This is a genomic window from Abyssibius alkaniclasticus (assembly GCF_020447305.1).
GTDB lineage: Bacteria > Pseudomonadota > Alphaproteobacteria > Rhodobacterales > Rhodobacteraceae > Abyssibius > Abyssibius alkaniclasticus.
Map to the genome: position 1 here is coordinate 411149 of NZ_CP095732.1, position 24841 is coordinate 435989.

Annotated in this window: 25 protein-coding genes, 1 tRNA gene and 1 riboswitch; of the genes, 9 read left to right on the forward strand and 17 right to left on the reverse strand. The window is 62.5% G+C overall.

The window, feature by feature from the left end; translation table 11 throughout:
- Position 1: 1 nt before the first annotated feature.
- The 4 genes from LGT41_RS02210 to LGT41_RS02225 form a co-directional block, all read right to left on the reverse strand.
- Positions 2 to 760: an ATP-binding cassette domain-containing protein gene (locus tag LGT41_RS02210; protein ID WP_274128394.1), complete on the reverse strand. Its 759-nt coding sequence runs from the start codon at positions 758 to 760 to the stop codon at positions 2 to 4.
- The gene (locus LGT41_RS02215) at positions 753 to 1214 is read right to left on the reverse strand and encodes a Fur family transcriptional regulator (RefSeq protein ID WP_274128395.1); all 462 of its coding nucleotides are present in this window, start codon (positions 1212 to 1214) and stop codon (positions 753 to 755) included. Before LGT41_RS02215 ends, LGT41_RS02210 begins: the two co-directional genes overlap by 8 nt.
- A gap of 126 nt (positions 1215 to 1340) precedes the next feature.
- The gene (locus tag LGT41_RS02220; protein ID WP_274128396.1) at positions 1341 to 1898 is read right to left on the reverse strand and encodes a peroxidase-related enzyme; all 558 of its coding nucleotides are present in this window, start codon (positions 1896 to 1898) and stop codon (positions 1341 to 1343) included.
- Positions 1895 to 2632, reverse strand: coding sequence for a GNAT family N-acetyltransferase (locus LGT41_RS02225; RefSeq protein ID WP_274128397.1), 738 nt, complete (start codon positions 2630 to 2632; stop codon positions 1895 to 1897). Before LGT41_RS02225 ends, LGT41_RS02220 begins: the two co-directional genes overlap by 4 nt.
- 63 nt (positions 2633 to 2695) lie before the next feature.
- A riboswitch (FMN riboswitch) is annotated at positions 2696 to 2828 on the forward strand.
- A 61-nt stretch (positions 2829 to 2889) separates the two neighbouring features.
- Between LGT41_RS02225 and LGT41_RS02230 the strand changes: the two genes are divergently transcribed.
- Positions 2890 to 3315, forward strand: a complete 426-nt coding sequence (locus tag LGT41_RS02230) for a 6,7-dimethyl-8-ribityllumazine synthase (protein WP_274128398.1) — start codon at positions 2890 to 2892, stop codon at positions 3313 to 3315.
- A 94-nt stretch (positions 3316 to 3409) separates the two neighbouring features.
- Here the strand turns inward: LGT41_RS02230 and putA are convergent, their stop codons facing one another.
- Positions 3410 to 6868, reverse strand: a complete 3459-nt coding sequence (gene putA, locus LGT41_RS02235) for a bifunctional proline dehydrogenase/L-glutamate gamma-semialdehyde dehydrogenase PutA (RefSeq protein WP_274128399.1) — start codon at positions 6866 to 6868, stop codon at positions 3410 to 3412.
- A 120-nt stretch (positions 6869 to 6988) separates the two neighbouring features.
- Between putA and LGT41_RS02240 the strand changes: the two genes are divergently transcribed.
- Positions 6989 to 7444: an Lrp/AsnC family transcriptional regulator gene (locus tag LGT41_RS02240; protein ID WP_274128400.1), complete on the forward strand. Its 456-nt coding sequence runs from the start codon at positions 6989 to 6991 to the stop codon at positions 7442 to 7444.
- 192 nt (positions 7445 to 7636) lie between these two features.
- Positions 7637 to 7713 (forward strand) — tRNA-Arg (locus LGT41_RS02245).
- Positions 7714 to 7729: 16 nt separating this feature from the next.
- On the opposite strand, the gene LGT41_RS02250 is transcribed toward LGT41_RS02245, so the two are convergent.
- Both LGT41_RS02250 and LGT41_RS02255 read right to left on the reverse strand, forming a co-directional pair.
- Positions 7730 to 8599 (reverse strand): nitrogenase component 1 family protein, encoded by an 870-nt coding sequence (locus LGT41_RS02250; RefSeq protein WP_274128401.1) that lies wholly within the window; start codon positions 8597 to 8599, stop codon positions 7730 to 7732.
- 106 nt (positions 8600 to 8705) lie between these two features.
- Positions 8706 to 9572 carry a LysR family transcriptional regulator gene (locus LGT41_RS02255; RefSeq protein WP_274128402.1) on the reverse strand — a complete coding sequence of 289 codons (867 nt, stop codon included), beginning with the start codon at positions 9570 to 9572 and terminating at the stop codon, positions 8706 to 8708.
- 101 nt (positions 9573 to 9673) lie between these two features.
- On the opposite strand from LGT41_RS02255, the gene LGT41_RS02260 reads away from it, so the two are divergent.
- The 4 genes from LGT41_RS02260 to LGT41_RS02275 all read left to right on the forward strand — a co-directional run bounded on the left by LGT41_RS02260 (position 9674) and on the right by LGT41_RS02275 (position 12345).
- Complete coding sequence (locus tag LGT41_RS02260) at positions 9674 to 10282, forward strand: ribonuclease HII (RefSeq protein ID WP_274128403.1); 609 nt, start codon at positions 9674 to 9676, stop codon at positions 10280 to 10282.
- A gap of 69 nt (positions 10283 to 10351) precedes the next feature.
- A complete protein-coding gene (locus LGT41_RS02265; protein ID WP_274128404.1) occupies positions 10352 to 11464 on the forward strand; it encodes a site-specific DNA-methyltransferase in 1113 nt (370 codons plus the stop codon).
- 294 nt (positions 11465 to 11758) lie between these two features.
- Positions 11759 to 11995 carry an AbrB/MazE/SpoVT family DNA-binding domain-containing protein gene (locus tag LGT41_RS02270; RefSeq protein ID WP_274128405.1) on the forward strand — a complete coding sequence of 79 codons (237 nt, stop codon included), beginning with the start codon at positions 11759 to 11761 and terminating at the stop codon, positions 11993 to 11995.
- The gene (locus LGT41_RS02275; protein ID WP_274128406.1) at positions 11989 to 12345 is read left to right on the forward strand and encodes a type II toxin-antitoxin system PemK/MazF family toxin; all 357 of its coding nucleotides are present in this window, start codon (positions 11989 to 11991) and stop codon (positions 12343 to 12345) included. Before LGT41_RS02270 ends, LGT41_RS02275 begins: the two co-directional genes overlap by 7 nt.
- A 58-nt stretch (positions 12346 to 12403) precedes the next feature.
- On the opposite strand, the gene LGT41_RS02280 is transcribed toward LGT41_RS02275, so the two are convergent.
- Both LGT41_RS02280 and LGT41_RS02285 read right to left on the reverse strand, forming a co-directional pair.
- Entirely contained in the window at positions 12404 to 13528 is a 1125-nt protein-coding gene (locus tag LGT41_RS02280; RefSeq protein WP_274128407.1) for an alkane 1-monooxygenase, read from the reverse strand.
- Positions 13529 to 13584: 56 nt separating this feature from the next.
- Positions 13585 to 14643, reverse strand: coding sequence for an A/G-specific adenine glycosylase (locus LGT41_RS02285; protein ID WP_420720197.1), 1059 nt, complete (start codon positions 14641 to 14643; stop codon positions 13585 to 13587).
- 48 nt (positions 14644 to 14691) lie between these two features.
- On the opposite strand from LGT41_RS02285, the gene LGT41_RS02290 reads away from it, so the two are divergent.
- Together LGT41_RS02290 and LGT41_RS02295 are read left to right on the forward strand one after the other, a co-directional pair.
- A complete protein-coding gene (locus LGT41_RS02290; protein ID WP_274128409.1) occupies positions 14692 to 15213 on the forward strand; it encodes a DUF721 domain-containing protein in 522 nt (173 codons plus the stop codon).
- Positions 15210 to 15878, forward strand: a complete 669-nt coding sequence (locus tag LGT41_RS02295; RefSeq protein ID WP_274128410.1) for a DsbA family protein — start codon at positions 15210 to 15212, stop codon at positions 15876 to 15878. The genes LGT41_RS02290 and LGT41_RS02295 overlap by 4 nt, the downstream gene beginning before the upstream one ends.
- Before the next feature lie 6 nt (positions 15879 to 15884).
- On the opposite strand, the gene lpxK is transcribed toward LGT41_RS02295, so the two are convergent.
- The 8 genes from lpxK to LGT41_RS02335 all read right to left on the reverse strand — a co-directional run bounded on the left by lpxK (position 15885) and on the right by LGT41_RS02335 (position 24705).
- Complete coding sequence (lpxK, locus tag LGT41_RS02300) at positions 15885 to 16859, reverse strand: tetraacyldisaccharide 4'-kinase (protein ID WP_274128411.1); 975 nt, start codon at positions 16857 to 16859, stop codon at positions 15885 to 15887.
- The gene (locus LGT41_RS02305; RefSeq protein ID WP_274128412.1) at positions 16859 to 17881 is read right to left on the reverse strand and encodes a hypothetical protein; all 1023 of its coding nucleotides are present in this window, start codon (positions 17879 to 17881) and stop codon (positions 16859 to 16861) included. Before LGT41_RS02305 ends, lpxK begins: the two co-directional genes overlap by 1 nt.
- Positions 17882 to 18030: 149 nt before the next feature.
- Positions 18031 to 18273, reverse strand: a complete 243-nt coding sequence (locus tag LGT41_RS02310; protein WP_274128413.1) for a DUF4170 domain-containing protein — start codon at positions 18271 to 18273, stop codon at positions 18031 to 18033.
- 46 nt (positions 18274 to 18319) lie between these two features.
- Positions 18320 to 19105: a 3'(2'),5'-bisphosphate nucleotidase CysQ gene (locus LGT41_RS02315; RefSeq protein ID WP_274128414.1), complete on the reverse strand. Its 786-nt coding sequence runs from the start codon at positions 19103 to 19105 to the stop codon at positions 18320 to 18322.
- Positions 19092 to 20438 carry a TldD/PmbA family protein gene (locus tag LGT41_RS02320; RefSeq protein ID WP_274128415.1) on the reverse strand — a complete coding sequence of 449 codons (1347 nt, stop codon included), beginning with the start codon at positions 20436 to 20438 and terminating at the stop codon, positions 19092 to 19094. The genes LGT41_RS02315 and LGT41_RS02320 overlap by 14 nt, the downstream gene beginning before the upstream one ends.
- Before the next feature lie 71 nt (positions 20439 to 20509).
- Positions 20510 to 21973 carry a hypothetical protein gene (locus tag LGT41_RS02325; RefSeq protein ID WP_274128416.1) on the reverse strand — a complete coding sequence of 488 codons (1464 nt, stop codon included), beginning with the start codon at positions 21971 to 21973 and terminating at the stop codon, positions 20510 to 20512.
- Positions 21974 to 22039: 66 nt separating this feature from the next.
- Positions 22040 to 23173 (reverse strand): pyridoxal phosphate-dependent aminotransferase, encoded by a 1134-nt coding sequence (locus LGT41_RS02330; protein WP_274128417.1) that lies wholly within the window; start codon positions 23171 to 23173, stop codon positions 22040 to 22042.
- Positions 23174 to 23175: 2 nt separating this feature from the next.
- Complete coding sequence (locus LGT41_RS02335) at positions 23176 to 24705, reverse strand: MDR family MFS transporter (RefSeq protein WP_274128418.1); 1530 nt, start codon at positions 24703 to 24705, stop codon at positions 23176 to 23178.
- Positions 24706 to 24841: the final 136 nt, after the last annotated feature.

A 24841-nucleotide genomic window follows, 5' to 3' on the forward strand; every position in this document is an offset into this window, starting at 1 on the left:
ATCAATGGCTTTCCTGCGCGTGGCTATGGCCGTGGCTGTGGCCGTGGCTGTGGTCGTGGCTGTGGTCATGGTCATGCCGATAAACCGCCAGCGCCGCACGGTCACCAAACATTGCGCGATAGGCCGGATCCTCGGAAATTGCCGCCGGCGCGCCCTGGCAACAAATATGCCGGTTCAGGCAGATCACCCGATCGGCCTGCGCCATGACCACGTGCAGATCATGGCTGACCATGAACACTGCCATGTCGTTTTGCGCGCGAATTTCGGCCAGAAGTGCGTAAAACCGCGCCTCTCCGGGCTGGTCCAGCCCCTGGGTCGGCTCATCGAGTATCAGCAGATGCGGGGCGCGCAGCAGGGCGCGGGCCAGCAGCACGCGCTGCATTTCGCCGCCCGAAAGGTCGCGCAACTGCGCGCCGGTCATCGCCGATGTGCGGGTTTGCTCCAGCACGGTGGCGCGGCGCGCCGCATCCACCCGCCCCGCCAGCGCCAGAAAGCGCGCAACCGGCATGGGCATCATCTGTTCGAGCTGCATTTTCTGCGGGGTGTAGCCAATGCGCAATCCGGCGCGTTTTTCAATGCGCCCGGTGGTTGGCACAAGCGCCCCGATCAGCGCGCGCACAAGCGTGGTCTTGCCCGCCCCATTCGGGCCGATCAGGGTTACAACCTCGCCGGCTTCAAGCTGAAAGCTTATTGATTCCAACAAGATACGCCGCCCCTGCCGCACACCGACAGCCTGCGCCGCAAGCAGAATGTCAGGCATTGTTTTCTGCCTGACAGGCCGCGCAAACCCCCAGGGATTCGACCGTTATGCTCAAGGGGTGAAAGCCTGTTCGCGCCTCGAACCCGCCAAGCGGCGCCTCGATCTTGCAGGGGTTTTCGGCCACGGCACCGCAATCAAGGCAGACCAAAAGCACCGAGGCATGTGGCCCTTCAACCCCTGCACAGCTGCAGGCCGAATAGGCCGAAAGCCCCTCGATCTTATGGGCCAGACCGTTTTCGACCAGAAAATCCAGCACGCGGTAAATGGCGGCGGGGGCGGATGATTTGCCGTCATCCTCAAGCTGTTCGACAATTTCATAGGCACCCAGCGCGCGGGCCTCATGGTGCAAGACCGACAGCACATCGCGGCGCAGCCCGGTCATGCGCGCACCGCGCCTGGAGATGGCCTGGCTTGCGGCTTCGGTTGCGGTGCAGGCAGAGCAGGGTTCGGTCATGTCGGGGCGCCTAAAGTTACAATGTAACCGTTAAATGACGCCAAACCGGCCCAAAATCAAGCGATTTCGGCCAGTTTTGCGCCAAATCCGGTGCGGCGATAATGTAACTCCAGCCCTAACAGGGCGTTAACGCGACTGCGCGTGATATTCCGGGTTCGGCCGCATGTCGATGGCCGAGGCCATGCGGTTTGTCATGTTGTAAAACGCGGCCACGGCCGCAATGTCGAAAATATCGGCATCGGTGAAACCATGATCGCGCAGCGCCTGCCGGTCGGCCTCCTCGATCCTGGCGCTGGCTTCGGACATGGCGACGGCAAAATCGAGCATGGCGCGCTGGCGGGGTGAAATATCGGCCACGCGGTAATTGGTGACAAGCGCCTCGCCCAGTTCCGGCGAGCCCAGCGCGCGCACGGCGGCACCATGCGCCACAAGGCAGTAATGGCAGCGGTTCACGGCGGAAACCGCCACGGCGATCATCTCGCGTTCAAGCTTGCTCAGGCCCGAGGTCGCGAGCATCAGGTCGTTATACATGGCGGTGAAGGCGTTCAGCTTGTCGATGTTATGGGCATAGGCGCGCAGCACATTGGGGACCATGCCCAGCTTTTCCTGGCACAGGTCGAAATAGGCCCGGGTTTCGGCGGGCAGCGGGCTGACTTCGGGCAGGTTCAGGGCGGTGGGGTTCATGATGGCTCCTTCAATATCCGGTAATGATAGCGCGCGCAGACCGCCATGCCGAGCCGGGCATAAAGCGCGTTGGCGGCGGTGTTTTCAACGGTAGTGACCAGCGAAAAGATGCGCGCACCCTGCGCGGCGGCCCATTTGGCGGCACTTGTCGAGGCGGCGGCACCTATGCCCTTGCGGCGCATCGCGGGCAAGACTTCCAGCGCGTGCAGCATGGCGATATCGCCGTGGATGCCGGTAAAGGCCACACCGGCCGGGCGGTCGTTGTGGCGGGCAAGGATGTGGGTTTTCGGGGCGGCGGCGCGGGCCATTACGGCAAGCCGGGCGGGGCCGATACCGCCTTGCGCCCAGATTTCCTCCTGTATGCCCAGGGGCGCGTCGGCAAAAATTGCTGCCATGCCGCCGGGGGCGAATTGGGCAAGGGCGGGGGCGGAAATGGCATAGACCACCACCGGGTCGATGATGGCATAGCCCATGCTTTCAAGCCGCTCATCAAACGCGGCCTGATCGCCGCGCAGCCCGAAAAGCGGTGCTTCGCCTGCTGCGCGCATGGCTTGAGCTGCGGCTTCAACCTCGGCCGCGCTGGCCTGCCCGCTTGCGCATGTGGCGGCGGAAACGCGTTTGCCACCGCCCGCCCCGTCGCGCAAAGTGATCGGCCCGCAGGGGCGGGTGGCGCGCGGCGGCCATGTGGCATCCATTGCGGCGAACAGCGCGGCGGCATCGGGCAGATCGGTCATCGCTCCTCCTTGTCAGCGCGGCGATATTGGGCTATCGCTTGGCCCGCGTCACGCCAAATGTGGCGCAGTTCTCAGGGCGGGGTGAAATTCCCCACCGGCGGTATAGCCCGCGAGCGCCCCGGCCAGATGCCGGGGGTCAGCAGACCTGGTGTAATTCCGGGGCCGACGGTTAAAGTCCGGATGAAAGAGAGCGGGGTTGCGGGCCATGTGGCGCGTGGCTTCATCTGCCTTGGGGTCCGTAACTTAGGGGATTCCAAATGAAAGATACCATCAAGAAAAATGTAAGCTTTATCGCCGCCAACTGGCATAGCGACATTGTGGATGAAGCACTGGCCGGGTTTATGGCGGCGGTGGGCGATGCCTATGCGGTAAAGGTTGTTCGCGTGCCGGGTGCCTTTGAAATTCCGCTGGCTGCCAAACGCGCCATTGCGGGCGGGGCCGATGCAGTCATCGGCTGCGCCTTTGTGGTGGATGGCGGGATTTACCGGCATGATTTTGTGGCCGCCACGGTGGTGGATGCGCTGATGCGCGTGCAGCTCGATGCCGATGTGCCGGTCTTCTCGGTTGTGCTGACACCGCATAACTACCAGGAAACCGCCGCGCATGATGCGTTTTTCAAGGCGCATTTTGTGAAAAAAGGCGCCGAGGTGGCAGCGGCGTTGCAGGCCGTCGTGGCGGCTTGAGCGCTGAGCCGCCCCGGGCCTGACCCGGGGCCTCTGGCTGCTTTTGGTCGAGGCCCCGGGTCAGGCCCGGGGCGGCGTGGTTCGTTTGGCTGGCCTAGGCATCGCCACTTGCGGCCAGCAGTTGCGCGTTGCCGCCGGAGGCGGTTGTGTCGATGCAGACATGGCGTTCCAGCCGGTAGCGGATGGCGTCGCCGCGCTCCACGATCAGCGGCAGCAGCGGGCCCTGGCGGGCGGCCAGCGCCTGGCGGTAGGCACGGGCCTGTGCGGCTTTGCCCCAGAAGACGGCGGCATCAAACCCCTGCGCCTGGGTCAGGCTCTCGGGCGCGATGGCACCTAGGATGACCGCACCGCAACCCTGTTCGCGCGCCTCGGCGGCCTGGGCTTCGGCCAGCGCGATGGTCGGGCCAAGGCACAGAACCACGCCGCGCGGCACATCGGACAGGCGGTTGGATTCGCCGGTCGGGCCGGGCAGGTCGTGCATAGCCAGAGGGGTTTGGCGCACGGATTTGCGCGCTGCCTCGATTGCCTTTGCAAGCTCGGTGCTGGCGGTCAGCCCGTCATCATCGGCCTCGGGCGTGTTACCCTGCACAAAGCGCGGCACATAGCAGGGGCCGCCGGCTTTGGGGCCGGTGCCGGACATGCTCTCGCCGCCAAAGGGCTGGGAGCCGACGACCGCGCCGATCTGGTTGCGGTTCACATAGGCATTGCCGATATGGAGCGCGGAAATAACCTCTTCCACGCGGTCATCGATGCGGGTGTGCAGCCCGAAGGTGAGGCCGTAGCCCGTGGCGTTGATATCGGCGATGACCTTTGGCAGGTCGCGCGATTTGAAGCGGGCGACATGCAGGACGGGGCCGAAGATTTCTTCCGCAAGGTCGGCGATGCCATCCACGCGGATGACTGCGGGCGCGACGAAATGGCCGGTGGCGGGCGCGATGGACTGGCGCAGCAGGCGGCCTTCGGTGCGGGCGGCTTCGACATGGGCCTGAATTTTGGCAAGCGCCGTGCCGTCGATCACCGGGCCGATATCGGTGGCAAGGTGCCAGGGGTCGCCAAGCTCCTGTTCATCCATCGCGCCAAACAGCATATGCAGGATCGTGTCGGCAATGTCGTCCTGAACGTAAAGCACGCGCAACGCAGAACAGCGCTGGCCAGCGGATTGAAACGCCGAGGCGACGATGTCGCGCACCGCCTGTTCGGGCAGCGCGGTGCTGTCCACGATCATCGCATTCAGCCCGCCGGTTTCGGCGATCAGCGGGGCGGAGGGGGCCAGATTGGCGGCCATCGCACGGTTGATATGCTGGGCCGTGGCGGTGGAGCCTGTGAAGCAGACGCCAGCGATGCGCGGATCGGAGGACAGCGCCGCGCCAACAACGCTGCCCGCACCGGGAAGAAGTTGCAGGGCCGCCTTTGGCACGCCAGCGGCATGGAGATGCGCGACGGCGCGTGCGGCGATCAGGCCGGTGGCTTCCGCCGGTTTGGCGATTACGGCATTGCCCGCAGCAAGGGCGGCGGCGATCTGGCCGGTGAAAATTGCCAGCGGAAAGTTCCAGGGTGAAATGCAGGCGATGGTGCCGCGTGCCGTGCCGTTCAGCTTTTCGGCCTCATCGGCATAGTAGCGCAGAAAATCCACCGCCTCGCGCAACTCCGACACCGCATCGGCAAGGGTTTTGCCGGCTTCGCGCGCCAGAATGGCAAACAGCGCGGCATGGTCGGCCTCATACAGATCGGCGGCACGGCGCAGGGCGGCGGCGCGTTTGGCAACGGGTTCATCCCAAAGCGCGGCGCTGGCCAGCGCAAGCTCGGTATCGGCGGGGCTGGCGTCGGCCAGGCTGCCGACCTGGTCGGCCGGGTTGGCGGGGTTCAGCACGGGGCGCGCGGCTTGCGGGCTGGCGGGTTTGGCCAGCATGGGGGCGGCGGCAAACTGCGCATCGCCATAAGCATCACGCGCGGCGAGCAGGGATTCGAGCGTCACCGGGTCGGTAATGTCGAACCCCATCGAGTTGCGGCGCTTGCCGAAAATATTGGCGGGCAGGATGGTGCCGGGGTTGGTCGGGTTGGTCAGCGCGGCCTCGACCGCGGCCATCGGGTCGGACGCAACCTCCTCGGGGGGCACGTCTTCATCGACAATCTGGTTTACAAAGCTGGAATTGGCGCCGTTTTCCAACAGGCGGCGCACGAGATAGGCGAGCAGGTCGCGATGCGCGCCGACGGGGGCGTAGATGCGGCAATGGGTGCTTGCGCGCTCCATCACAATATCATGCAGGCTGTCGCCCATGCCGTGCAGGCGCTGAAACTCGAAATCGCGCGCATCGCCCGCCATATCGAGGATGGCGGCAACGGTATGGGCGTTATGCGTGGCGAATTGGGGGTAGATATGGCTGCGCATATTCAGCAGCTTGCGGGCATTGGCGATGTAGCTGACATCGGTCGCGGCCTTGCGGGTGAACAGCGGAAAATCGGTCAGGCCGTTGACCTGCGCAAGCTTGATTTCCGTATCCCAATAGGCGCCCTTGACCAGCCGCACCATGATGCGGCGGTTATGGGCCTTGGCCAGTTCATAGAGCCAGTCGAGAACGGCACCGGCGCGGCGCCCGTAAGCCTGCACAACCACGCCGAAACCCTCCCATCCGGCAAGGGCTTTATCGGCAAGCACGGCTTCGATCACATCAAGCGACAGGTCGAGCCGGGCGGATTCCTCGGCGTCGATATTAAAGCCGATACCGGCGGATTTGGCGAGCAGCGCAAGCGCGCGGACACGCGGCACAAGCTCGGCCATCACGCGTGAGGATTTGGCGACCTCGTAGCGCGGGAAGAGCGCCGAAAGCTTGACGGAAATGCCGGGATTGGCGGCAACAGAACCATGCGTTGCCCCCTTGGCGATGGCCGAAATCGCCTCGGAATAGGCGAGATGGTAGCGCTTGGCATCGGCCTCGGTCATCGCGGCTTCGCCCAGCATGTCATAGGAATAGGTATAGCCCTTGGCCTCGCGTTTTTTGGCGCGCTCCATCGCTTCGGCAATGTTGCGCCCCAGCACGAACTGGCGGCCCATTTCGCGCATGGCACGCGCCACGGCGGTGCGGATCACCGGCTCGCCCACACGTTTGACAAGGCCGCGCAGCGCGCCGGCCACACCGGGCTTTTCATCGGCCAGAACCTTGCCGGTCAGCATCAAGGCCCAGGTCGAGGCATTGACCAGCGAGGAGGCGGATTTGCCCAGATGCTGGCCCCAGTTGGAGGGCGCGATCTTGTCTTCGATCAGCGCATCGATCGTATCGGCATCGGGCACGCGCAGCAGCGCCTCGGCCAGACACATCAGCGCGATACCCTCATCGGTTGACAGGCCGTATTCCGCCAGAAAGACTTCCATCATGCCGGGGTTGGTCTTGGCGCGGATGGCGCGCACCAGATCGGCGGCAGCGGCCGAGATGCGCGCACGGTCATCAGGGGCAAGCGCCGCCTCGTTCAGCAGCATCGGCAGCAGTTCCGCCTCGGGAATGCGGATACGGCTGCGGATGGTTGTGCGGATCTGGTCAAGCGAATCTATGGGCATTGGACACTCCTGCAAAGCTGCGCGATTATGCCATAGGCTTGACAGGCGTTTTCACCAAAGATTGACATTATTCAGGCTTTCCGCCCAAACTGTGCGAAATTATCAGTGCTGAGCGCCAAAATGCCCGTAACCCTTGACCCATTTGACCACGCGATTCTTGTTGCCCTTTCCACCAATGCCCGCATGTCGATCACCGATCTGGCCCGCGAGATCGGGCTGACCAAAACCCCCACGCAAGCGCGGCTGAAACGGCTGGAGGCCGATGGCGTGATCCTTGGCTACCGCGCGCAACTGAACGCGGCGGCCCTGGGGCTCGACCATATCGCCTTTGTGCAGGTGCGGCTTTCAGACACGCGCGATACCGCGCTGAAGGCATTCAACGCGGCGGTGGCCAAGGTGGCGGAAATCGAACAATGCCACATGATTGCCGCGAATTTCGACTATCTGCTGAAGGTGCGCACGCGTGACATCGACGCATATCGGCGGGTGATGGGCGAAAAAATTTCGACTTTGCCGAATGTGGTTTCGACCAGCACCTTTGTGGCAATGGAAAGCGTGAAGGAAGACTCACTTTAGGGGCGGACGGTGCGCATCGGGCGGCCAGAGCGGTGCGCAATGAATGCGCACCCAACGGATTATATGAACGTCCGATCAACCGCCCCGTGGGGTGCGCATTCATTGCGCACCATTCGACATGCATTTATCGCACGGCCCTATTGTCACCTCGGCGCAAATATGGTGCAACGCAACCGCTGGCCCCCAAACGCTGGCCCCGTGGCTCAACTGGATAGAGCAGCCCCCTCCTAAGGGGCAGGTTGCAGGTTCGAACCCTGCCGGGGCCGCCATGCCGGGGCCGGAACCTTAGCTGCCGAAGGTTTTCTTGAACATGTTCATCAGCGGGCGGGCGGCGGCTTCGGCGGCTTTTATGCCTTCCTTGATCTTTACTGGCAGCAGGGTTTTGCCGAGATGTTCCATCCAGCCCTGCATCATCATCCGATAGCCCTTGATGGATTTTTCGTGTTTGTTGGCGTTGGCGGCAATCTTCTTGCAAAGGTCACGCGCGGTCTTGCATTTCGAGCTGATCTGCTCGCAGCTTTGGTAATGCACGAAAAGATCAGCCTGAATGGCGGGTGGCAGCGGAATGTTTGACAGCAGCTTGTCGAACACATCACGCGCGTCGCGAAACAGCTTGTCATATTCCTCAAACACCTTCTGGTGCTTGGGAAAGACGGATTTGCAGGCGACATAATAGCCGTGCAGATCGACCAGTTCGACGCTGAGGTCCAGAATCGGCGGATAGGCTTTTTCGGCAAGTTTGATGGTTTCCTCGCCATTCTCGCCATTGTGGTAGACGGATTTGGCAAACAGGATGAAATTCTTCTCGGCCGCCTTCTTGCGCTTGTTGACCTCGGGCACCGGGTTGAGCTTGGACAGGGTTTCAAACCATTTGTTGCCCTTGTCCAGAGCCTGGGCAATCTTGGTATAATCCACCATTGTGATGGTCAGCTTGAACTTCCGGCGGAAGGCTTTGACATCGACAGATTTTGTGCCGACGCTTTTACCGTCGGGCAGGCCAAACCATTCCTTCAGCTTTTCGGGGTCGCGCAATTCGGAATCGGTGGCCTTGGAGGCGGCCATGACGGCACCGATCTTTGATTTATGGGTAACAAACAGCGCCTTGCCCACCTTCTTTGCGGTGGATTCGGGAATCATATCTGTAAGGGTTGCCATGTTGAAATGTCCTGAAAGAAAAATGAATTCAATAAGCTCTGAAGATAGGTGCTGATCGGCCTGCCCTGAACAGGCAGACCTGCAAGCTGGCTATGCAGAAATGCGGCTACTGCGCGGGCCGGGGCAGAAAAACCGCCGCGAACTGATCGTGCAGCGCGCGGCTCAGCGCCCGCACGCGCGGGGTTTCCTGCAGGTCGGGATGCGTGTGCAAGTAAAGAATGCGCGAAAAGCTATGGGGCCCATCCGCAAGCGCGACAAGCGTCGGGTCCGGATCGCCCATGCAGCGCGGCAAAAACCCTTTCCCCGCCCCCTGGGCGATAAGCACATGCACCAGATCGGCATCCGATGCGGTAAGCGGCAGCGTTTCAGCGGCATGGCCAAGCTTGCGCAAGTGGCGCAACGGTGCGCGGTCGGGCGCGTCCTCGTCGTAAAACGACACCCAGTTCAGCTGGTCGGGATCATGGTCTTTACGGTGGTAAAGCGCGAAGGGCACGGCCCCCAGCGGCCTGGCAATATCGCCATTATGGGGCGGCGCTTCGAACCAGAGCGAGATGGTCGCATCAGAGCGGATGGGCGCGCTTGGTGCCTTGGCCAGGAGCCGCAGCGCGATTTCGGGGTAGGTCTGCATGAAGGCCGGCAGCATGGTTTGCGACAGGCGGCGCAAGATCCAGGCATTGGTGATCAGCCGCACAAGCCCGCTTGGCCCGGCATCGGGCGCGGCGGCTTGCTCGATGATCTGGCCGATAGTGCCTTCAACCTCTGTGGCATGTTGCAAGATCGCCGCTCCGGTTTCGGTCAGCACAAGGCCGACATGCGAGCGTTTGAACAGCTTTGCGCCCAATGCGGATTCCAGCGCCGACAGCCGCCGGCTGACGGTTGACTGGTCAATTTCCAGCCGCGCCGCCGCGCGCGACAGCGAACCGCTTCTGGCCACGGCGAGCAAAATCCTGATATCATCCCAGTTGACAGACATGCGCTGCCCAATTCGCCTTATGCTTGCACCAGCATTAAGCGGGCGCAGTTCTGCCGGGTCAAGCCTTGCCAGCCCGGTTTTGCACCACCAAGGGAGCCGCCATGCCCGACCTGAGCTTTGAAACACAGCACCCTGCCCCGGTTTGCGGGGTGGATGAGGCCGGGCGCGGGCCCTGGGCGGGGCCGGTGGTGGCGGCGGCCGTGGTGCTGGATATGGCCGATATTCCGGCGGGGCTGGATGACAGCAAGAAGCTGGGTGCGGCGCGCCGGGCGGCCTTGTGCATCCAGATCAAGGCACGCGCGCGCTGGGGGGTTGGCGTGGCTTCGGTTGAGGAGATTGATGCGCTGAACATTCTGCGCGCCAATGACCTTGCGATGCGCCGAGCCGTGGCCGGTTTGGGCGCGGCTTTTGCACTGGTTGATGGCAACCGTATCCCACCCGATTTCCCCCTGCCTGCACGTGCGATTGTGAAGGGTGATGCACTAAGCCTGAGCATTGCCGCCGCATCCATCATTGCCAAGGAAACGCGCGATGACATCATGCGCGAGCTTGCCCACGCCTATCCCGGCTATGGATGGGAGACGAATGCAGGCTATGGGGTAGCCGCGCATAGGGCGGCACTCCAGACACTGGGTGTGACCCCACATCATAGACGTTCCTTTCGACCCATCCACAAGATGTTGTATGAAGAAAATAATATAACCCCTTGATTCGAAAAGGAATTGACGGCGAATCACTTTTGACTCATGTTCGGTTAAAACATAAAACCGAGGCGAGACATGGCAAAAGTGACGGCAGATATGCCGATTGAAGAGTTGCCGCTGGACACGATTCTGGCGGGCGATTGTGTGGCAGCGATGAATGCGCTGCCGGAAAATTCGGTGGACCTGATCTTTGCCGACCCGCCCTATAATTTGCAGCTGAAGGGCGAATTGCACCGCCCCAATAACAGCAAGGTCGATGCCTGCGATGATGACTGGGACCAGTTTGCCAGCTTCGCCGCCTATGACGAATTTTCGCGCAACTGGCTGAAGGCCGCGCGCCGGATTTTGAAGCCAAACGGGGCGATCTGGGTGATTGGCAGCTACCACAATATCTTCCGCGTTGGGGCCGCCTTGCAGGATGCGGGGTTCTGGATTTTGAACGATGTGATCTGGCGTAAATCCAACCCGATGCCGAATTTTCGCGGCAAGCGGCTAACCAACGCGCATGAAACGATGATCTGGGCGGGCAAGTCCGACGCCTCCAAATACACGTTCAACTATGAGGCGCTGAAAGAGCTGAATGACGGTGTGCAAATGCGGTCTGACTGGGTGCTGCCGATTTGCAATGGTGGTGAGCGGTTGAAGGATGAGGCGGGCGACAAGGCCCACCCGACCCAAAAGCCCGAAAGCCTGCTGCACCGCGTGCTGGTCGCAAGCACCAAACCCGGCGATGTGGTGCTGGACCCGTTCTTTGGCACCGGCACAACCGGCGCTGTCGCCAAGAAACTGGGGCGGCATTACATTGGCATTGAGCGTGAGGCGGCGTATCGCAAAGTGGCCGAGGCGCGGCTGGCTTCCGTGCGGCGTTACGATAGCGAAAGCCTGCAAGTGACCCCCGGCAAACGCGCCGAAGTGCGGGTGCCGTTTGGCCAGTTGGTTGAACGCGGGATCCTGTCGCCCGGCGACAAGCTCTATTCCTTCAACGGCCGCCATTCCGCGAAGGTCCGCGCCGATGGCACGCTGATCGCGCATGACCAACGCGGCTCGATCCACCAGGTCGGCGCAGCGCTGGAGGGCGCGCCAAGCTGCAATGGCTGGACCTATTGGCACTATAAAAAAGAAGGCCAGATGATGCCGATTGACCTGATGCGTCAGGCGATCCGCTCGGAAATGGCGAAAACCAACTGACATTCGGGCCGCGCGAGCGCGCTGGCCCCACCGGAACCGCCCGGAACTCTGGCAAGAGTTCCGAACCTACACCTCGCCTTCGGGCGGGGTTTTTTTAATCCGAAACGATTCAGATCGCCTTAGTTACAAAAACAATGCAAGGACTAGCTGTGGTATCTGCCCATCATACAACATGTTGCAAAGCGGACTCTAGCTTAAGCAATTGTTAGTGATCTTTTGCAAGAATCGTTGAACAAGCGGCAACAAATGTATATCCGTTGTATATCCATAACGGAGAAACCAAGGAAGGATAAAATGCAACTCAGTATTTCCAAATGGGGCAACAGCCTAGCTTTGCGGCTGCCCAGACATTTGGTGCGTGAGGCGCGACTTGCGGAAGGAGCAAAAGTAACCCTTGAAACGCGCGACGGCTCACTTGTCGTAACACCAGTGCGAAAAAAGTTCAAACTTTCCGAACTATTAGCCGACTATAACAAGTCAGAATCTGCGGAAGTAGATTGGGGAAAACAGGAAGGTGACGAGGCGTGGTAAGTCGAAATAGTTATCAACCAGACAGAGGAGACCTTGTTTGGTTGGACTTCACGCCTAATGCAGGAACAGAACAAGGCGGGCGCAGGCCCGCCTTGGTATTGTCTGGAAAAGACTTCAATATCGCCACAGGGCTTGCGTTAGTTTGTCCCATTACCACGAAAGAAAAATTAAATTCTTTTGATGTAAAGTTGCCGAGAGGTGCTAAACTTAGTGGCGTTGTTATTGCAAGCCAAGTAAGGACTTTAGACTGGATTGCACGCAATGTTGAATTTAATAGCAAGGCCGATCATCAAACAATGTGTGAAGTTCTAGGCCGAATAGAGGCGATATTAGAAATTGACCTATCTTAGAATGAATAGACGAAGCAACAAAGCTTCCTCATTTGTAGCTGTGACTATTAGCTTATAATCACTCCCCCCTTACCTCCGTCTCCCCCCGCTTATACGGCCCCCAGTCCACAATCTCGGGGTAATACATTTTGCGCCATTGTTTCACCTTGGGGTTCATCAGGCGGCGCCACCATATCGGGAAGGCGGCGATGAAGGTCATGGCGGGGTAGCCGTAGGGGAGTTGGGGGGCGTCGGTCTCGGTATAGGTTTGCAGTAGCGGGTAGCGGCGTGAGGGTTTGTAGTGGTGGTCGGAATGGCGTTGCAGGTTGATCAGCAGGTAATTCGTGACCGTGTGGTTGGCATTCCAGCTATGGCGTGGTGCGATCGGCTCGTATCTGCCCTCGCCTAAATGTTTGCGGGTCAGGCCGTAATGTTCAACGTAATCGGTGATTTCCAGGTGGAACACCGCCACGACCGCCTGCACAAAAAACAGCCCGATGCCCGCCCAGCCGCCGATAAGCGCGGCGAGCAATAAAAACCCGCCAGCAAGGCCGAAATATATCCAGAACGGGTTGGATTTGTGCCAGATGGGGCGGCTGCGTTTGGCGCAGCGCGCGGCCTCGACCCGCCAAGCGGATTTGAAACTGTCGACCACGGCACGGACCCAGAAGCGCCAGAAATTCTCGTTATACCGCGCAGTCACCGCATCGCGCGGGGTGCCGACATGGCGGTGATGCACCAGCACATGTTCGGTGCGGAAATGGCCGTAAAGCACCATGCCCAGCAGGATATCGCCCAGCAATCGCTCGGCGCGGTTTTTCTGGTGGATAAGCTCATGCGCATAGACGATGCCCACCCCGCCCGACAACATGCCCGTGGCGGCGAGCAGGAAAAAGCTTTCCCAGGGGCCAAGGTGGTTGAACCAGAACGCCGCGATGAGGCCGCCGAAGATAACCACCACCTGTATGGGCACCCAGACCCATGTCAGCAAGCGGTGCCAGAACAGGGCGGCATCTTCGGTTTCCGGCGGCAGGTTGAAGCTGGACAGGCCGAAGATCCGGTCAAGAACCGACATCAGCGGCGAGGCATAAAGCGGGATCAGCGCGATCCACCAGCCGCCTTGAGAGATGGCCAGCGCCCAGATCGGCAGCAGGCCAAGGGTTATGGCGAAGGGCAGCGCAAGGATGAGCTTGGGGCGTGTCATGGGCGTCCTCGGAGTTTGGCGCATTCTGGCGGGGCGGCGAGGCGCATTCAAGCCCTTCAAAGCCCCGCTGCCGCGCGGGCAGCCGCCAGCGCCTTGCGCATGACGCTGGGCAGGTCGGTGGCGGCGGGAATGGGTGTGAAACGCCCGCGGCCCGGAGTGGCATCGGTCATGGCCCAATGCACGGTCAGGTGCAGTTCGAAATGGGTGAACACATGGCGCACGGGCGTGTTGAGGATGTGCCATTGCGCCACAAGCGGCGGGTTTGGCGCGGGTGCTTCGCCCCAGTCGGAACAGGGCAGCGCCAGCATTCCACCCAGCAGCCCCTTGGGCGGGCGGGTTTCGAGCAGCACCTCGCCCTGTGCGTTGAAAGCGGCATAGGCATGGCCCAGCCACCTGGGGCGCGGGGCTTTTGGGGTTTTGGCAGGCAGGCTTGCTTCAATGCCCTGTGCGCGGGCTTTGCAGCAATGCGCCCAGGGGCAGATTTCGCATTTCGGGCTGCGCGGCGTGCAGATGGTGGCGCCAAGGTCCATCATCGCCTGCGCATAATCGCCGGGGCGGTATTGCGGGGTCAGGCTTGCAGCATGTGCGAAGAGGTCCGGTTTGGCGGCGGGCAACGGGGTTTGCACGGCAAAGCGCCGCGCAACGACCCGCTCGACATTGCCATCAACCACCGTGGCGGGAATGTCAAAGGCAATGGCGGCGATGGCGGCAGCGGTATAGGGGCCGATGCCGGGGAGCTTGCGCAAATCAGCCTCGGCTTGCGGAAAGATACCGCCCATAGCGCCAACCGCGCGCGCGCAGGCCAGAAGGTTGCGCGCACGGGCATAATAGCCAAGCCCGGCCCATGCGGCCATGACATCGGCATCTTCGGCTGCGGCAAGGGCGACAACGCTGGGCCAGCGGGCCAGAAATGCCGTAAAATACGGCTTTACGGCCGCCACGGTGGTTTGCTGCAACATGATTTCCGACAGCCACACATGGTAAGGATTCGCACGGCCTGCCTGCCCCGGCGGCCGGCGCCACGGCAACGGGCGCGCGGCACGGTCATACCAGGCCAGCAAAACGGCGGAATCCCGCTTCAATAACGTCTCTGTGATTGGGTTTGGGGATGGCATATGCGCAAAAGGCCGCTAGATTGAGTTGACTTGAAATGAAGGACAAGCATGGCCAGCCAGACTGACCACCTACGGCGAAAACGCAAGGGCTTCGTGCAAACGGGCGGGCTGCTGGCCGCGCAAATCCGCCAGATCGGCGGGGCGCGCGGCTTTGCCGAAACCCGCCTGCTGACCCAATGGGAAGAAATTGCCGGCCCGGAGCTGGCCGCCAAAACCCGCCCCGGCAAGGTCAGCTACACCAGGCAGGGGGTTGGCGCTGTGCTGGCCCTGGAATGCGACGGCGCGCATGGCCCCGAAGTGCAGATGCAACTGCCCGCTTTGCTGGCCCGCATCAACGCCGCCTATGGCTATGCCGCCATCCGCGATATCCGCATCACCCAGGTGCAGTTGCGCGGGTTCGCCGAAGAACAGGCCGGGTTTTCCTATGACGATGTGCCATCGCCCCGGCTTGGCGATGCACCCCCCGAAACCGTTGCCAAGGCTGTTGCCGAGGTTACAGACAAGGTTTTGCGCGCCCAGCTTGCGCTGTTGGGTGCCAATGTAATGAAAAGAAAAGGACGCACTACATGAAATTATCACCACTTATGGGGCGCCGTGCCGCACTTGGCATGATGGGCGCAGGGCTGGCCAGCGCCAGCGCAATGCCACTGCTGGCCCAGGAAGCCGACGCGCCAGACACCACGCAAACCCCCGTTCAGACACCTGTGCGCGAAGTGGTTGAAATGGTCATGGGCGCGGCAGATGCGCCGATCGAGCTGATCGAATATGCCTCGTTTACCTGCCCGCATTGTATGCGTTTCCATCAGGAAGTGTTTCCGCAATTGCGCGCCGATTACATTGACACCGGCAAGGTGCGGCTCATCTACCGCCCGGTTTATTTTGACGGGCCGGGCCTGTGGGCCGATATGATGGCGCGCTGCGGCGGGCCGGAAAAATTCTTCGGCATCGTTTCGATTCTCTATGAACAGCAATCCAGTTGGGCGCGCGGCGCAACTGGTGCAGAAGTGGCGCAAAGCCTTGTAAATATTGGCAAACTTGCCGGTATGTCGGAAGAAGACATCACCGCCTGTATGCAGGACCGGGCCTTTGCCGAGGCTCTGATTGCGGATTTTCAGGCAAATATGGCGCGTGACGACGTTCCCGGCACACCGACATTCTTTGTCAATGGCGAGCAGATGACGAATTCGCCCTATGAGACCTTTGTGGCCAAGTTCGACGGGCTGCTGGGCGAATAGGCCCGCCTAGAGAATTTCTGACAGCGCCGCATCGAGCGCGGCGCTGTCTGTAATCTCCAGCCGCACCGGCAGGGCAATGACACCGGCGCGGGCGGCGGGCGGCATCCGCACCGCATCTTTTTCCGTTGTCACGAGCATGGCGTTTTTCGCTTTCGCCTCGGCACGCATCCGGGCCAGCATCTGGGGGGCAAGCGGGGCGTGGTCGCCAAATTCATGCGTGGCGAGGATATTGGCCCCAAGCCCGCGCAATGTGGCAAAAAACTTGCCGGGACGCCCGATACCGGCAAAGGCAATGACGCGCATCCTTTCAAATGACAGGCCGGTTTGCAGAGCGGCAAGATGGCCGCGCGCCAGCGGCATTCCGGCCAGTTCGGGGGCGCGGTCCAGCAGGCTGGCCTGGGCAGACGCCCCGCCAATGGCCAGCACCAGATCGGCGCGTTTCAGCCCCGCGGCAACGGGTTCGCGCAAGGGCCCGGCGGGCATGACCCGGCCATTGCCAAAGCCGATCTCGGCATCGACCACGACAATCGACAGGGTTTTGGCAAGGCTCGGGTTCTGGAACCCGTCATCAAGTATCAGCAGCCTGGCACCGGCCGCCACGGCGGCTTTGGCGCTGGCCACACGGTCGCGCCCCACCCAGACCGGGGCAAAGGCGGCCATGAGCAGAGGCTCGTCGCCCACATCGGCGGCGGTGTTTTTGGAAACGTCCACGCGGTGCGGGCCGATGAGCTTGCCGCCATATCCGCGCGTAATCACATGCGCGCCCTGATCGGCCAGACGCATCAAAAGGGCAATGGTGGCCGGGGTTTTGCCCGTGCCGCCTGCATTGATATTGCCCACGCATATGACCGGCACGCCGGGATCATGGCCCGCTGTCTTGGCAAGGCGGCGGGCGGTTGCGCGCGCCCAGATGGCGGCAATCGGCGCCAGCATGGCGGCGCGGATACCCGCCGGCTGGTGCCAGAAGCGGGGCGGGCGCATCAGCCCTCTCCTGCTTTGCACAGGGCGGCAAGCGCGCCAAGCGTATCGGCGGTTTCGCTAAGCATGGCCCAGGCGGCGGTGGCCAGTTGCGCTGCGGCATCGGGGCGCAAAAGCCCCACAAGGGCTGCGCCCAGCGCGGCATTGTCGCCAAGGCTGTGGCTGGCCCGGGCGGCCCGCAGCCGCGCGAAATCATCGCCGAAGCCGCCAAAATGCTGGCCATGAATGAGCGCCGCGCCAAGATTGGCGGGTATCAGCGGCGAATCCTGCGCACCTGCGGCCACAAGGCTGTCGGCCAGCACGGCAACCGGCGCCAGCCGCGCCGCCAGCGCAGCCTGCCCGGATGCAAGGACCAAAGCGCCCGGTTCGATGGCGCTGGCATCCATCACCGCCGACTGGATGTCGAGCGCGGGGAACTGTGCCTTCAGGCCGGGCGCATCAACCCCGTTTGCCGGCACGACCAGCACGATCAGCCCCGGTGCTGCGCGGCGCGCATGAACCTGCGCGGCGGCAAGAATTGGCAGGTTTTCAGCCGTCACCCCCAAGGCCGCCCAGACAGGCCGCCCGGCAAGGCGCTGCGACAGGGTCTTGCGGGTTTGTGTATCTTCAGGCGGCAGGGCAACCATTGGGTGCAGCGGGCCGGTCAGGTGCAGTTCTGGCACCAGCCCGCCCAGCGATTGCAGCTGGTCATGGGCCGCCTCATCGGCGCAGTAGACCGCCGAAAAACCGGCCAGTTGCCCCGCCAGCGTGCGGCGTTGGCGGCGAACGCCAAGATGCGCGGCGCTCAGGTTGAACAGGGCGGCCGGAATTTCGGCCTGCACGAGCTGTTCGGCCAGACGCGGCTGTGGCGGCGCCCCCGACCATAGCAGCGCATCGGGTGCGAAATGCGCAAAAAACGCCGCATCCGGCGCGGCCTGCACGATGGCCTTCGCCGCCGCAGCTTCGGGCAGGTTCTGTGTGCAACCCGTCAGCAGCAGCCTGGATTTGGGCGCGGCCAGCAGCGCCGCGAGCAGATCATCGCGCACGGCCTTGTGCAGATCATCGCCAGATTGCAGCCATACCAGCCGCCCCGCCGGGCGTTGCGGCAGGCCGGGTGCTGGCGCGGCCGGGCGGCTGGCAAACAGGCGGGTCAGCCGGTTGCCAAACCCGCGCGCCGGGGATGGGGGGCTGCCGGTCAGTCGAGTTCGCCGGTCGGGCCGGCTGGCTGTTCTTCGTCACGCAAGCGGTGCAGATGCGCGATGAAATAGCGCATATGGGCGTTATCCACCGTGCGTTGCGCGGCCGATTTCCACGCGTTGAAGGCCGATTGATAATCGGGGTAGATGCCGACCATATCGATCGCGTTCACATCCCGAAACTGGGTCGATTGCGGATCGACGAGTTCACCGCCGAAAACGAGGTGCAGGCGCTGGGTCATGTTCTCTCCTCTGCTGATCGTGCCGCCTTTTAGCACCGCTTTCGCCTTATTGGCCAGCGGGTTTGAGCGCGGAACCAAGTTCTGCCACAAGCGGCTTTGGCCCGGCCAGCAGCCCGTTCAGGCGCGGGTCGGGGTTGTTGAAGCGCGGCAGGGCAAGCGAGCGGGTCAGCACAGCGCCCCCCGCCTCGGCCACGATCAGCGCACCGGCGGCGACATCCCATTCCCAGGTGGGGCGCAGGGTGATCATGGCGTCGAAATGGCCGGCGGCGACAAGGCACATCCGCCAGGCCAGCGATGGGCGGAAATGGCGCGCAAAAGCTGGGGCGCCATGCGCCCAGTGTTCGGCATTCAGGCTGGCGCGGCTGGTCAGGATGCGGGCCTTTGGCGACAGCGGGGCCGCGCCAACGCTTAATGGCACACCGTTCAGAAACGCGCCGCCGCCACGGCTGGCGGTATAGGTTTCCTGTCGCATGGGCAAATGCACCACGGCGGCGATGATCTCGCCGCCTTCGGCCAGTGCCAGCGAATGCGCAAAGCTATGCTCGCCCGCCAGAAAGGCGCGCGTGCCGTCGATCGGGTCGATGATGAAGGTGCGCGCGGGCGTTTGGCGGGCGGCATCGTCGGGGCTTTCTTCCGACAGCCAGCCATAGCCGGGGCGGGCGGCACACAGGCGCGCGCGCAGCATGTCATTGACCTCGATATCGGCGATGGAGACCGGGCCCTGGCTGTCACCCTTGTCCCAGCTTTCCGGGCCGTTGCCGAAATGGCGCCGCGCAATCTCGCCCGCCTCAAGTGCTGCATCGACCAGCAGCGAAAGTTCAGGCGCCAGCAATGGTCAGCCCTTCGACCAGCAGGCTGGGGATCTGGTGGGATTTGTGCATCTGCGCGTCATTGCCGGCAATCAGGCTGGCCAGCATCGGGCGCAGATTGCCGGCCACGGTGCATTCGTTGACCGGGCCGGCAATCTCGCCATTCTCTACCCAAAAGCCGGAAGCCCCGCGCGAATAATCGCCCGTTGTGGCATTGATGGACGAACCGATGAGCGAGGTGATCAGCAGGCCGGTGCCCATCTCGCGGAGCAGGTCTTCGCGGCTCAGGCTGCCCTGTGTCAGCGCCAGATTGGTGGTGGAGGGCGCCGGTGGACCGCCGGTGCCGCGCGCGGCATTGCCCGTGGCATCCATGCCCAGTTTGCGCGCCGTGGCAAGGTCCAGCACATAGCCCTGGAGGCGGCCATCCTCCACCCAGGAACGGGCATGGGTGGGCAGGCCTTCGGCATCGAACGGGCGTGAGGCGGCACTGCGCGCACGGCGCGGATTTTCCACCAGGTCCATGCCTTCGGGCAACACCGCCTCGCCCAAAGCATCGCGCAGCCAGCTTGCGCCGCGCGCAATGGCCGCCCCGTTGATGGCCGAAAGCAGATGCCCGATAAGGCCAGAGGCGACCCGTTCGTCATACAGCACCGGATAGGCGCCGGTGGGCGGTTTGCGCGGGCCGGAACGCGCGACAGCGCGCGCGCCTGCCCGCTGGCCGATATCCTCGGCGCTCGGCATATCGCCTTTGAAAATGCGTGATTCCGCCGCCCAGTCGCGCTCCATCGCCGTGCCGGTGCCGGAAATGGCCACAGCCGCCAGCGAATGTGACGAGCGCGCGTAGCCGCCCGAAAACCCGTTGCTGGCGGCAAGCCATATGTTGTGGCGCGACCAGTCGGCCCCGGCAGATTGCACCTGTGCCACACCCTTTACCGCCAGCGCCGCCGCTTCGGCCTGGCAGGCCAGCGCCTGCAGATCGGCGGGGTTGGGGGCATCGCCCGGCTCTTCCAGCTCCAACCCATCGGCGGCGCGCAGCGCGCTGAGCTGGTCGGGGTCTGCAAGCCCGCAATAGGCGTCTTCCGGGGCGAGCCTGGCCATTGCCACGGCACGCGCGGCGGCGGTTTCAATCGCATCATCGCGAATGTCGGAGATGGAGATACAGGCCTGCCGCTTACCGATCAGCACCCGCAGGCCAAGGTCAACCCCCTCGGCCCGCTCGGCATGTTCCAGCGCGCCCTGGCGCACTTCGATCGACAGGCTGTCACCCGCCACGGCCAGCACATCGGCGGCCCCGGCCCCGGCGGCTTTGGCGGCGGCGAGCGCCTTTTCGGCAAGGGCTTGAAGATTATGGGGCATGGCGCACTCCTGTTGCTTGCGCCCTACTTAGGGGCGCGCCGCCCAATGCTCAAGGCAAACCGGCCGCGCGGCTACTGCATTTGCACGCCATTCACCCAGATCGTGCCATCGGCGCGCATTTCAACCGATGTGCGCAGGCTGCCGGGTGCCGGGCCGGGGGTGAACATGGCGGCAATCATCCCCTGGGCGAGCGACATGTCAAAGCTGCTGATCAGCCCCACTGCGGCAAGCCGTTCGAGCATGGATTGCAGGTTCATCACCGAAGCCTGCCCGGTGCCGACCGGCCTGTCATCCTGCATCTGGCCGGAACCGTCGGCGGTGAAGTTGAAATCGGTAAACGCGCCCGCAACATCAAAGCGGAAGCTGCGCAGTTCGGGCGGCTCCATCGTTTCGGGGTCGACCGGGTTGGCAAGGTCATAAAGCGCCGATGTCTGGCCTTCGGCAGAGACAGACAGATCGAGCGGACCGCGGCCAAGGTCAGAGCTTGGGTCCATCATCGCCATAAGCGCGTCATCGAGCGTGAAGCCCTCGATATCCAGCGCGAAGCGGCTGGTGCCGATGCGGTGGCGCGGGCCAAGCGGGGCGCTGGCATCAACAGCGAAACGGTCGAAGGAAAATTCAACCGGCAGACCCATAATCGCGTTGCGCGCGGTAATATCCGAAATATCGAATGCGAATGAAACCGTCTGCGCATTCAGGGCCATCGCGCCGGTCATCGCGCCAAAGCGCATCTGCACCTGCATACCAGCGCCAGTCATGTCCATCGTCATGCCCTCAGCCGTGCTGCTGAGTGCAAAATCAAGCGCGCCAAGGTCGAGTGTTTCGCCGGCAAAGGCGGCAAGGTTGATCTGCCCTTCATCCTGCCGGGCGGCGATGGTCATATCGGTCGAAACCGAAATGGGCATGGCGCTTGCCGGATCGGCCGGCACGCTTGTGGCTATGGTCGCGCTTTCAACGCTGTAGGAAAAGCTGGCCATGCCCAGAGGCGCGCTAGGGATGGTGTAGGTGTAATCGAGCCCCCGATGGGTTTGCGTGTCGGTGGTTTTGACCGGCTCACCCTCGTTGAACCAGCTTGTTTGCTGGGTGGTGATCTGAATCTCGTCATACTGGCCGGTATAGTTGTGCAGGCCGGGCGTGCCGCCGATGATCGTGCTGGCGCCCAGCATTTGCAGGGTTGAGCGCGCTTCGCTGCGCGTCACCTCGCCTGCCATCTCCATCGTGCTGGCCATATCCAGAATAATGGTGTCGGCTTCGCTAAAGGCCACCGTGCCATCGGCCTGCGCACGCAATTCGGCCCAGCCGAGATTTGCGGTGAAATCGAGGCTGCCAAACCCCATGTCGATGGAACTGGTGATGACAAAATCATCAAGGCGGATAAAGTCGCGCGTTTCGGTGGTGACGGTATAGGACATTTCCATAAACCCAAACGCCGCGTCCAGCGCCTGCCAGTCGGCCAGCACATCGGCGGGGGTGGTTTGGGCGGCGGCGGCAAGCGGCAGGGCGCTTAGGGCAAATGCGGCATAATACGTTTTCATGGCAAAACCTTTGGTTGTAACTGTGGTCAGGATGGCCAGCACCGCGCGGCCTGTCAACCACCGGCGCTAGCCGTTGCGCGCCAGATGCGCCTCGAATGCGGCAAGGGCCTCATCCAGCCCCGAACGGCCAAAACCGATGCGGAAATAGTCTTGCGGTGTTTGGCCAAGGGCCGAGGAATAGATCGAACTTGGCAGCACCAGCACGCCGGATTGTTCCACCAGATCGCGGGCAAAGGCCTCGACCCCGTCAGCGCCTTTATAGCGCACGAACCCCATGCAGGAGCCTTGGGGCGCGGACCATTCGAACAGGTTCTCATGGCGCGCGAAAAAGGCGGCGAGCTTGGGCAGGTTCTCATCTATCAGCGCGTTGTTGCGGGCAAGGATTTGCGCGCGGTTTTCAAGCGCGATCAGCGCCAGCCGCTCGCTGGGGGCGGAATTGCAGATAGAGAGATAATGCTTCATCCGCTCCATTTGCGACAGCAATTCCTTGTCCTGACAGGCGATCCAGCCAATGCGCAGCCCCGGCAGGCCATAGGCTTTGGACATGACGTTGAGCGACAAGCCACGCTCGTAAACATCGGCAATGAAGGGCAGATGCTGCGTGCCGCTGGGGCCAAGCCCGTTGAAAATTTCATCATGCAGAATGTAGATGCCGTGCATGCGGCACAGATCAATCAGCGCGGTGTAGCGATCGGCCGCAAGAATTGCGCCCGTGGGGTTATGCGGGAAGTTGATGGTGACAAGCCGGGTATTGGGGCGGATGGCGGCGGCGAGCCGGTCGATATCGAGCGACCAGTTGTCGGCAGGGTCAAGCGGAATGCCGGTGGCGTCGCAAATCGCCAGCGGCAGGGTTTCGTGGCTTTGATAATTCGGGGTTATGCATATCGCATGGCTGTCACGGTCAAGCAGCACGGTATTGGCGGCAAAAATCCCCTCGCTCGCGCCCGCAAAGCACAAAATGTTGTCGGGGCTTTGCTGCGCATAGGTGGCGGCAATCGCGGTGCGCAGATCAGGCGCGCCATAGGTTTCGGTATAGCCGAGCCACAGGTTTTCAAAGCCAGCCCGCGCCGCCGGGCTGGCCAGCGCAAGCAGGTCGGCCAGGCTCATGCTTTCGGCATCAGAGGCGGTCAGATGATAGCGCGCCGCAAACTCCCATTTGGAGAAATGTGTTTCGAGCTTGAAATCGGGCAAGCTGGTCATGTTCATTCCGCCATTGGGGGTGGGTCGGTGCGGCTGCGCAGCGGAACTTCGCGAATGGAGAAGGCGACGATGAATCCCACAACCGACACTGCGGCGCCCAGCAGAAAAATTGGGGCAAGCGCGTTGGTAAAGGCCTCAAGCACAACCACGCGCACCGGGTCCGGCAGGCTGGCGACCATGTCGCCGCGCAGCGAATCTGCACTGACGCCCGCGGGCAGCGCATTGCCCATGCCCACGGCCAGCCTGATGCTGAACACCGCGCCAAACAGCGCCACGCCGATCGAGCCGCCCACCTGGCGAAACAGCGTCAGCCCGGCGGTGGCCACCCCCATCATTTCGCGCGGCAGGGCGTTTTGCGTGGCCGTGGTCGAGACCGACATCATCGGCCCCAGGCCAATACCCAGAACCGCCATAGACAGGCCAACCATAGCTGCCGTGCTGTTTGCGTCGAGCCGCGCAAGCAGCAGCATTCCGGCAAACATGAATACCGCGCCGACAATCGGCAGCATCTTGTAATGGCCCGTGCGGCTCATGATTTGCCCGGAGGTGATGGAGCCCAGCAAAATGCCAAAGGTCATCGGAATCATCTGAAGGCCCGAGGCGGTGGGCGATACCCCCTTGGCCACCTGCAAATAGAGCGGCAAAAACGTGATGGCCCCAAGCATGGCGACACCGACGATGAAGCCAAGAATGACAAAAACCGCAAATGTGCGGTGCCTGAACAGGCCCAGCGGCAAAATCGGCTCGCTGGCGCGCGATTCCACCCGGATGAAGCCAAGCGTTGCGATGATGCTGAACAGGATCAGCCCGATGATGATGGGCGAATCCCAGGCAAAACTGCGCCCGCCAAGCGAGGTGAACAGCACGAGCGCCGACAGCGCGCCGGTCAGCAGAACCGCGCCGGAATAGTCGATTTCATGGCGCGTGCGCGTGCCGCGCGCCTTGAAGGCCACAGCGAAGATGACCAGCGCGACAATGCCGATGGGCAGGTTGATCAGGAAAATCCAGTGCCAGCTCAGCGCATCGACGAAAAACCCGCCCATCAGCGGACCGGCCACGCTGGAAATGCCGAAAACGCCGCCGAATATGCCCTGCACCTTGCCGCGTTCGCGCGCGGGCACGACATCGCCTACCACGGTAAGGGCCAGCACGAACAGCCCGCCGCCGCCCACACCCTGCAAGCCACGCGCGGCGATGAGGAAGGTCATGGACTCGGCCAGCGCACAAAGCGCCGAACCCAGCAAAAAGATGATGACGCTGATCTGCATCATCAGCTTGCGGCCATAAAGATCGCCCAGCTTGCCATAAAGCGGTGCGGTCACGGTCGAGGTCAGCAGATAGGCGGTTACCACCCAGGACAGGTGGTTCAGCCCGCCAAGCTCGGCCACGATCGTGGGCAGGGCGGTGGAAACGATGGTTTGATCGAGCGCCGCCAGCAACAGCAACGCCCCCACCGCGCCAAGGACAAGCCCCTTCTTTTCGGGCGCTGCGGCTGGGGTTGCTGCGGTTGGGGTTTGGGTGAAATTCGACATTCGCATAGCTCCTGCGCCAACCCGCAAGGGCTAGGCCCGGCTGCGCGCAATGTCAATTGCACCGCCGCCCCCCGCCTTAGCATTTGGCGAAATTCAAACCTGTGCTAGCATCGCCGGATTCGGGGAATTCTTTGGA

Excerpts from the sequence above, each read along its gene's own strand:
- LGT41_RS02335 (WP_274128418.1), bottom strand. The coding sequence starts at position 24,705 with ATGTCGAATTTCACCCAAACCCCAACCGCAGCAACCCCAGCCGCAGCG.
- putA (WP_274128399.1), bottom strand. The coding sequence starts at position 6,868 with ATGCCCATAGATTCGCTTGACCAGATCCGCACAACCATCCGCAGCCGT.
- LGT41_RS02210 (WP_274128394.1), bottom strand. The coding sequence starts at position 760 with ATGCCTGACATTCTGCTTGCGGCGCAGGCTGTCGGTGTGCGGCAGGGG.
- lpxK (WP_274128411.1), bottom strand. The coding sequence starts at position 16,859 with ATGCGCCCGCCCCGCTTCTGGCACCAGCCGGCGGGTATCCGCGCCGCC.
- LGT41_RS02290 (WP_274128409.1), top strand. The coding sequence starts at position 14,692 with ATGGCCAGCCAGACTGACCACCTACGGCGAAAACGCAAGGGCTTCGTG.
- LGT41_RS02330 (WP_274128417.1), bottom strand. The coding sequence starts at position 23,173 with ATGACCAGCTTGCCCGATTTCAAGCTCGAAACACATTTCTCCAAATGG.
- LGT41_RS02250 (WP_274128401.1), bottom strand. The coding sequence starts at position 8,599 with ATGGCAACCCTTACAGATATGATTCCCGAATCCACCGCAAAGAAGGTG.
- LGT41_RS02320 (WP_274128415.1), bottom strand. The coding sequence starts at position 20,438 with ATGCCCCATAATCTTCAAGCCCTTGCCGAAAAGGCGCTCGCCGCCGCC.
- LGT41_RS02230 (WP_274128398.1), top strand. The coding sequence starts at position 2,890 with ATGAAAGATACCATCAAGAAAAATGTAAGCTTTATCGCCGCCAACTGG.
- LGT41_RS02270 (WP_274128405.1), top strand. The coding sequence starts at position 11,759 with ATGCAACTCAGTATTTCCAAATGGGGCAACAGCCTAGCTTTGCGGCTG.
- LGT41_RS02220 (WP_274128396.1), bottom strand. The coding sequence starts at position 1,898 with ATGAACCCCACCGCCCTGAACCTGCCCGAAGTCAGCCCGCTGCCCGCC.
- LGT41_RS02240 (WP_274128400.1), top strand. The coding sequence starts at position 6,989 with ATGCCCGTAACCCTTGACCCATTTGACCACGCGATTCTTGTTGCCCTT.
- LGT41_RS02325 (WP_274128416.1), bottom strand. The coding sequence starts at position 21,973 with ATGAAAACGTATTATGCCGCATTTGCCCTAAGCGCCCTGCCGCTTGCC.
- LGT41_RS02215 (WP_274128395.1), bottom strand. The coding sequence starts at position 1,214 with ATGACCGAACCCTGCTCTGCCTGCACCGCAACCGAAGCCGCAAGCCAG.
- LGT41_RS02260 (WP_274128403.1), top strand. The coding sequence starts at position 9,674 with ATGCCCGACCTGAGCTTTGAAACACAGCACCCTGCCCCGGTTTGCGGG.
- LGT41_RS02265 (WP_274128404.1), top strand. The coding sequence starts at position 10,352 with ATGGCAAAAGTGACGGCAGATATGCCGATTGAAGAGTTGCCGCTGGAC.
- LGT41_RS02295 (WP_274128410.1), top strand. The coding sequence starts at position 15,210 with ATGAAATTATCACCACTTATGGGGCGCCGTGCCGCACTTGGCATGATG.
- LGT41_RS02310 (WP_274128413.1), bottom strand. The coding sequence starts at position 18,273 with ATGACCCAGCGCCTGCACCTCGTTTTCGGCGGTGAACTCGTCGATCCG.
- LGT41_RS02280 (WP_274128407.1), bottom strand. The coding sequence starts at position 13,528 with ATGACACGCCCCAAGCTCATCCTTGCGCTGCCCTTCGCCATAACCCTT.
- LGT41_RS02285 (WP_420720197.1), bottom strand. The coding sequence starts at position 14,643 with ATGCCATCCCCAAACCCAATCACAGAGACGTTATTGAAGCGGGATTCC.
- LGT41_RS02255 (WP_274128402.1), bottom strand. The coding sequence starts at position 9,572 with ATGTCTGTCAACTGGGATGATATCAGGATTTTGCTCGCCGTGGCCAGA.
- LGT41_RS02225 (WP_274128397.1), bottom strand. The coding sequence starts at position 2,632 with ATGACCGATCTGCCCGATGCCGCCGCGCTGTTCGCCGCAATGGATGCC.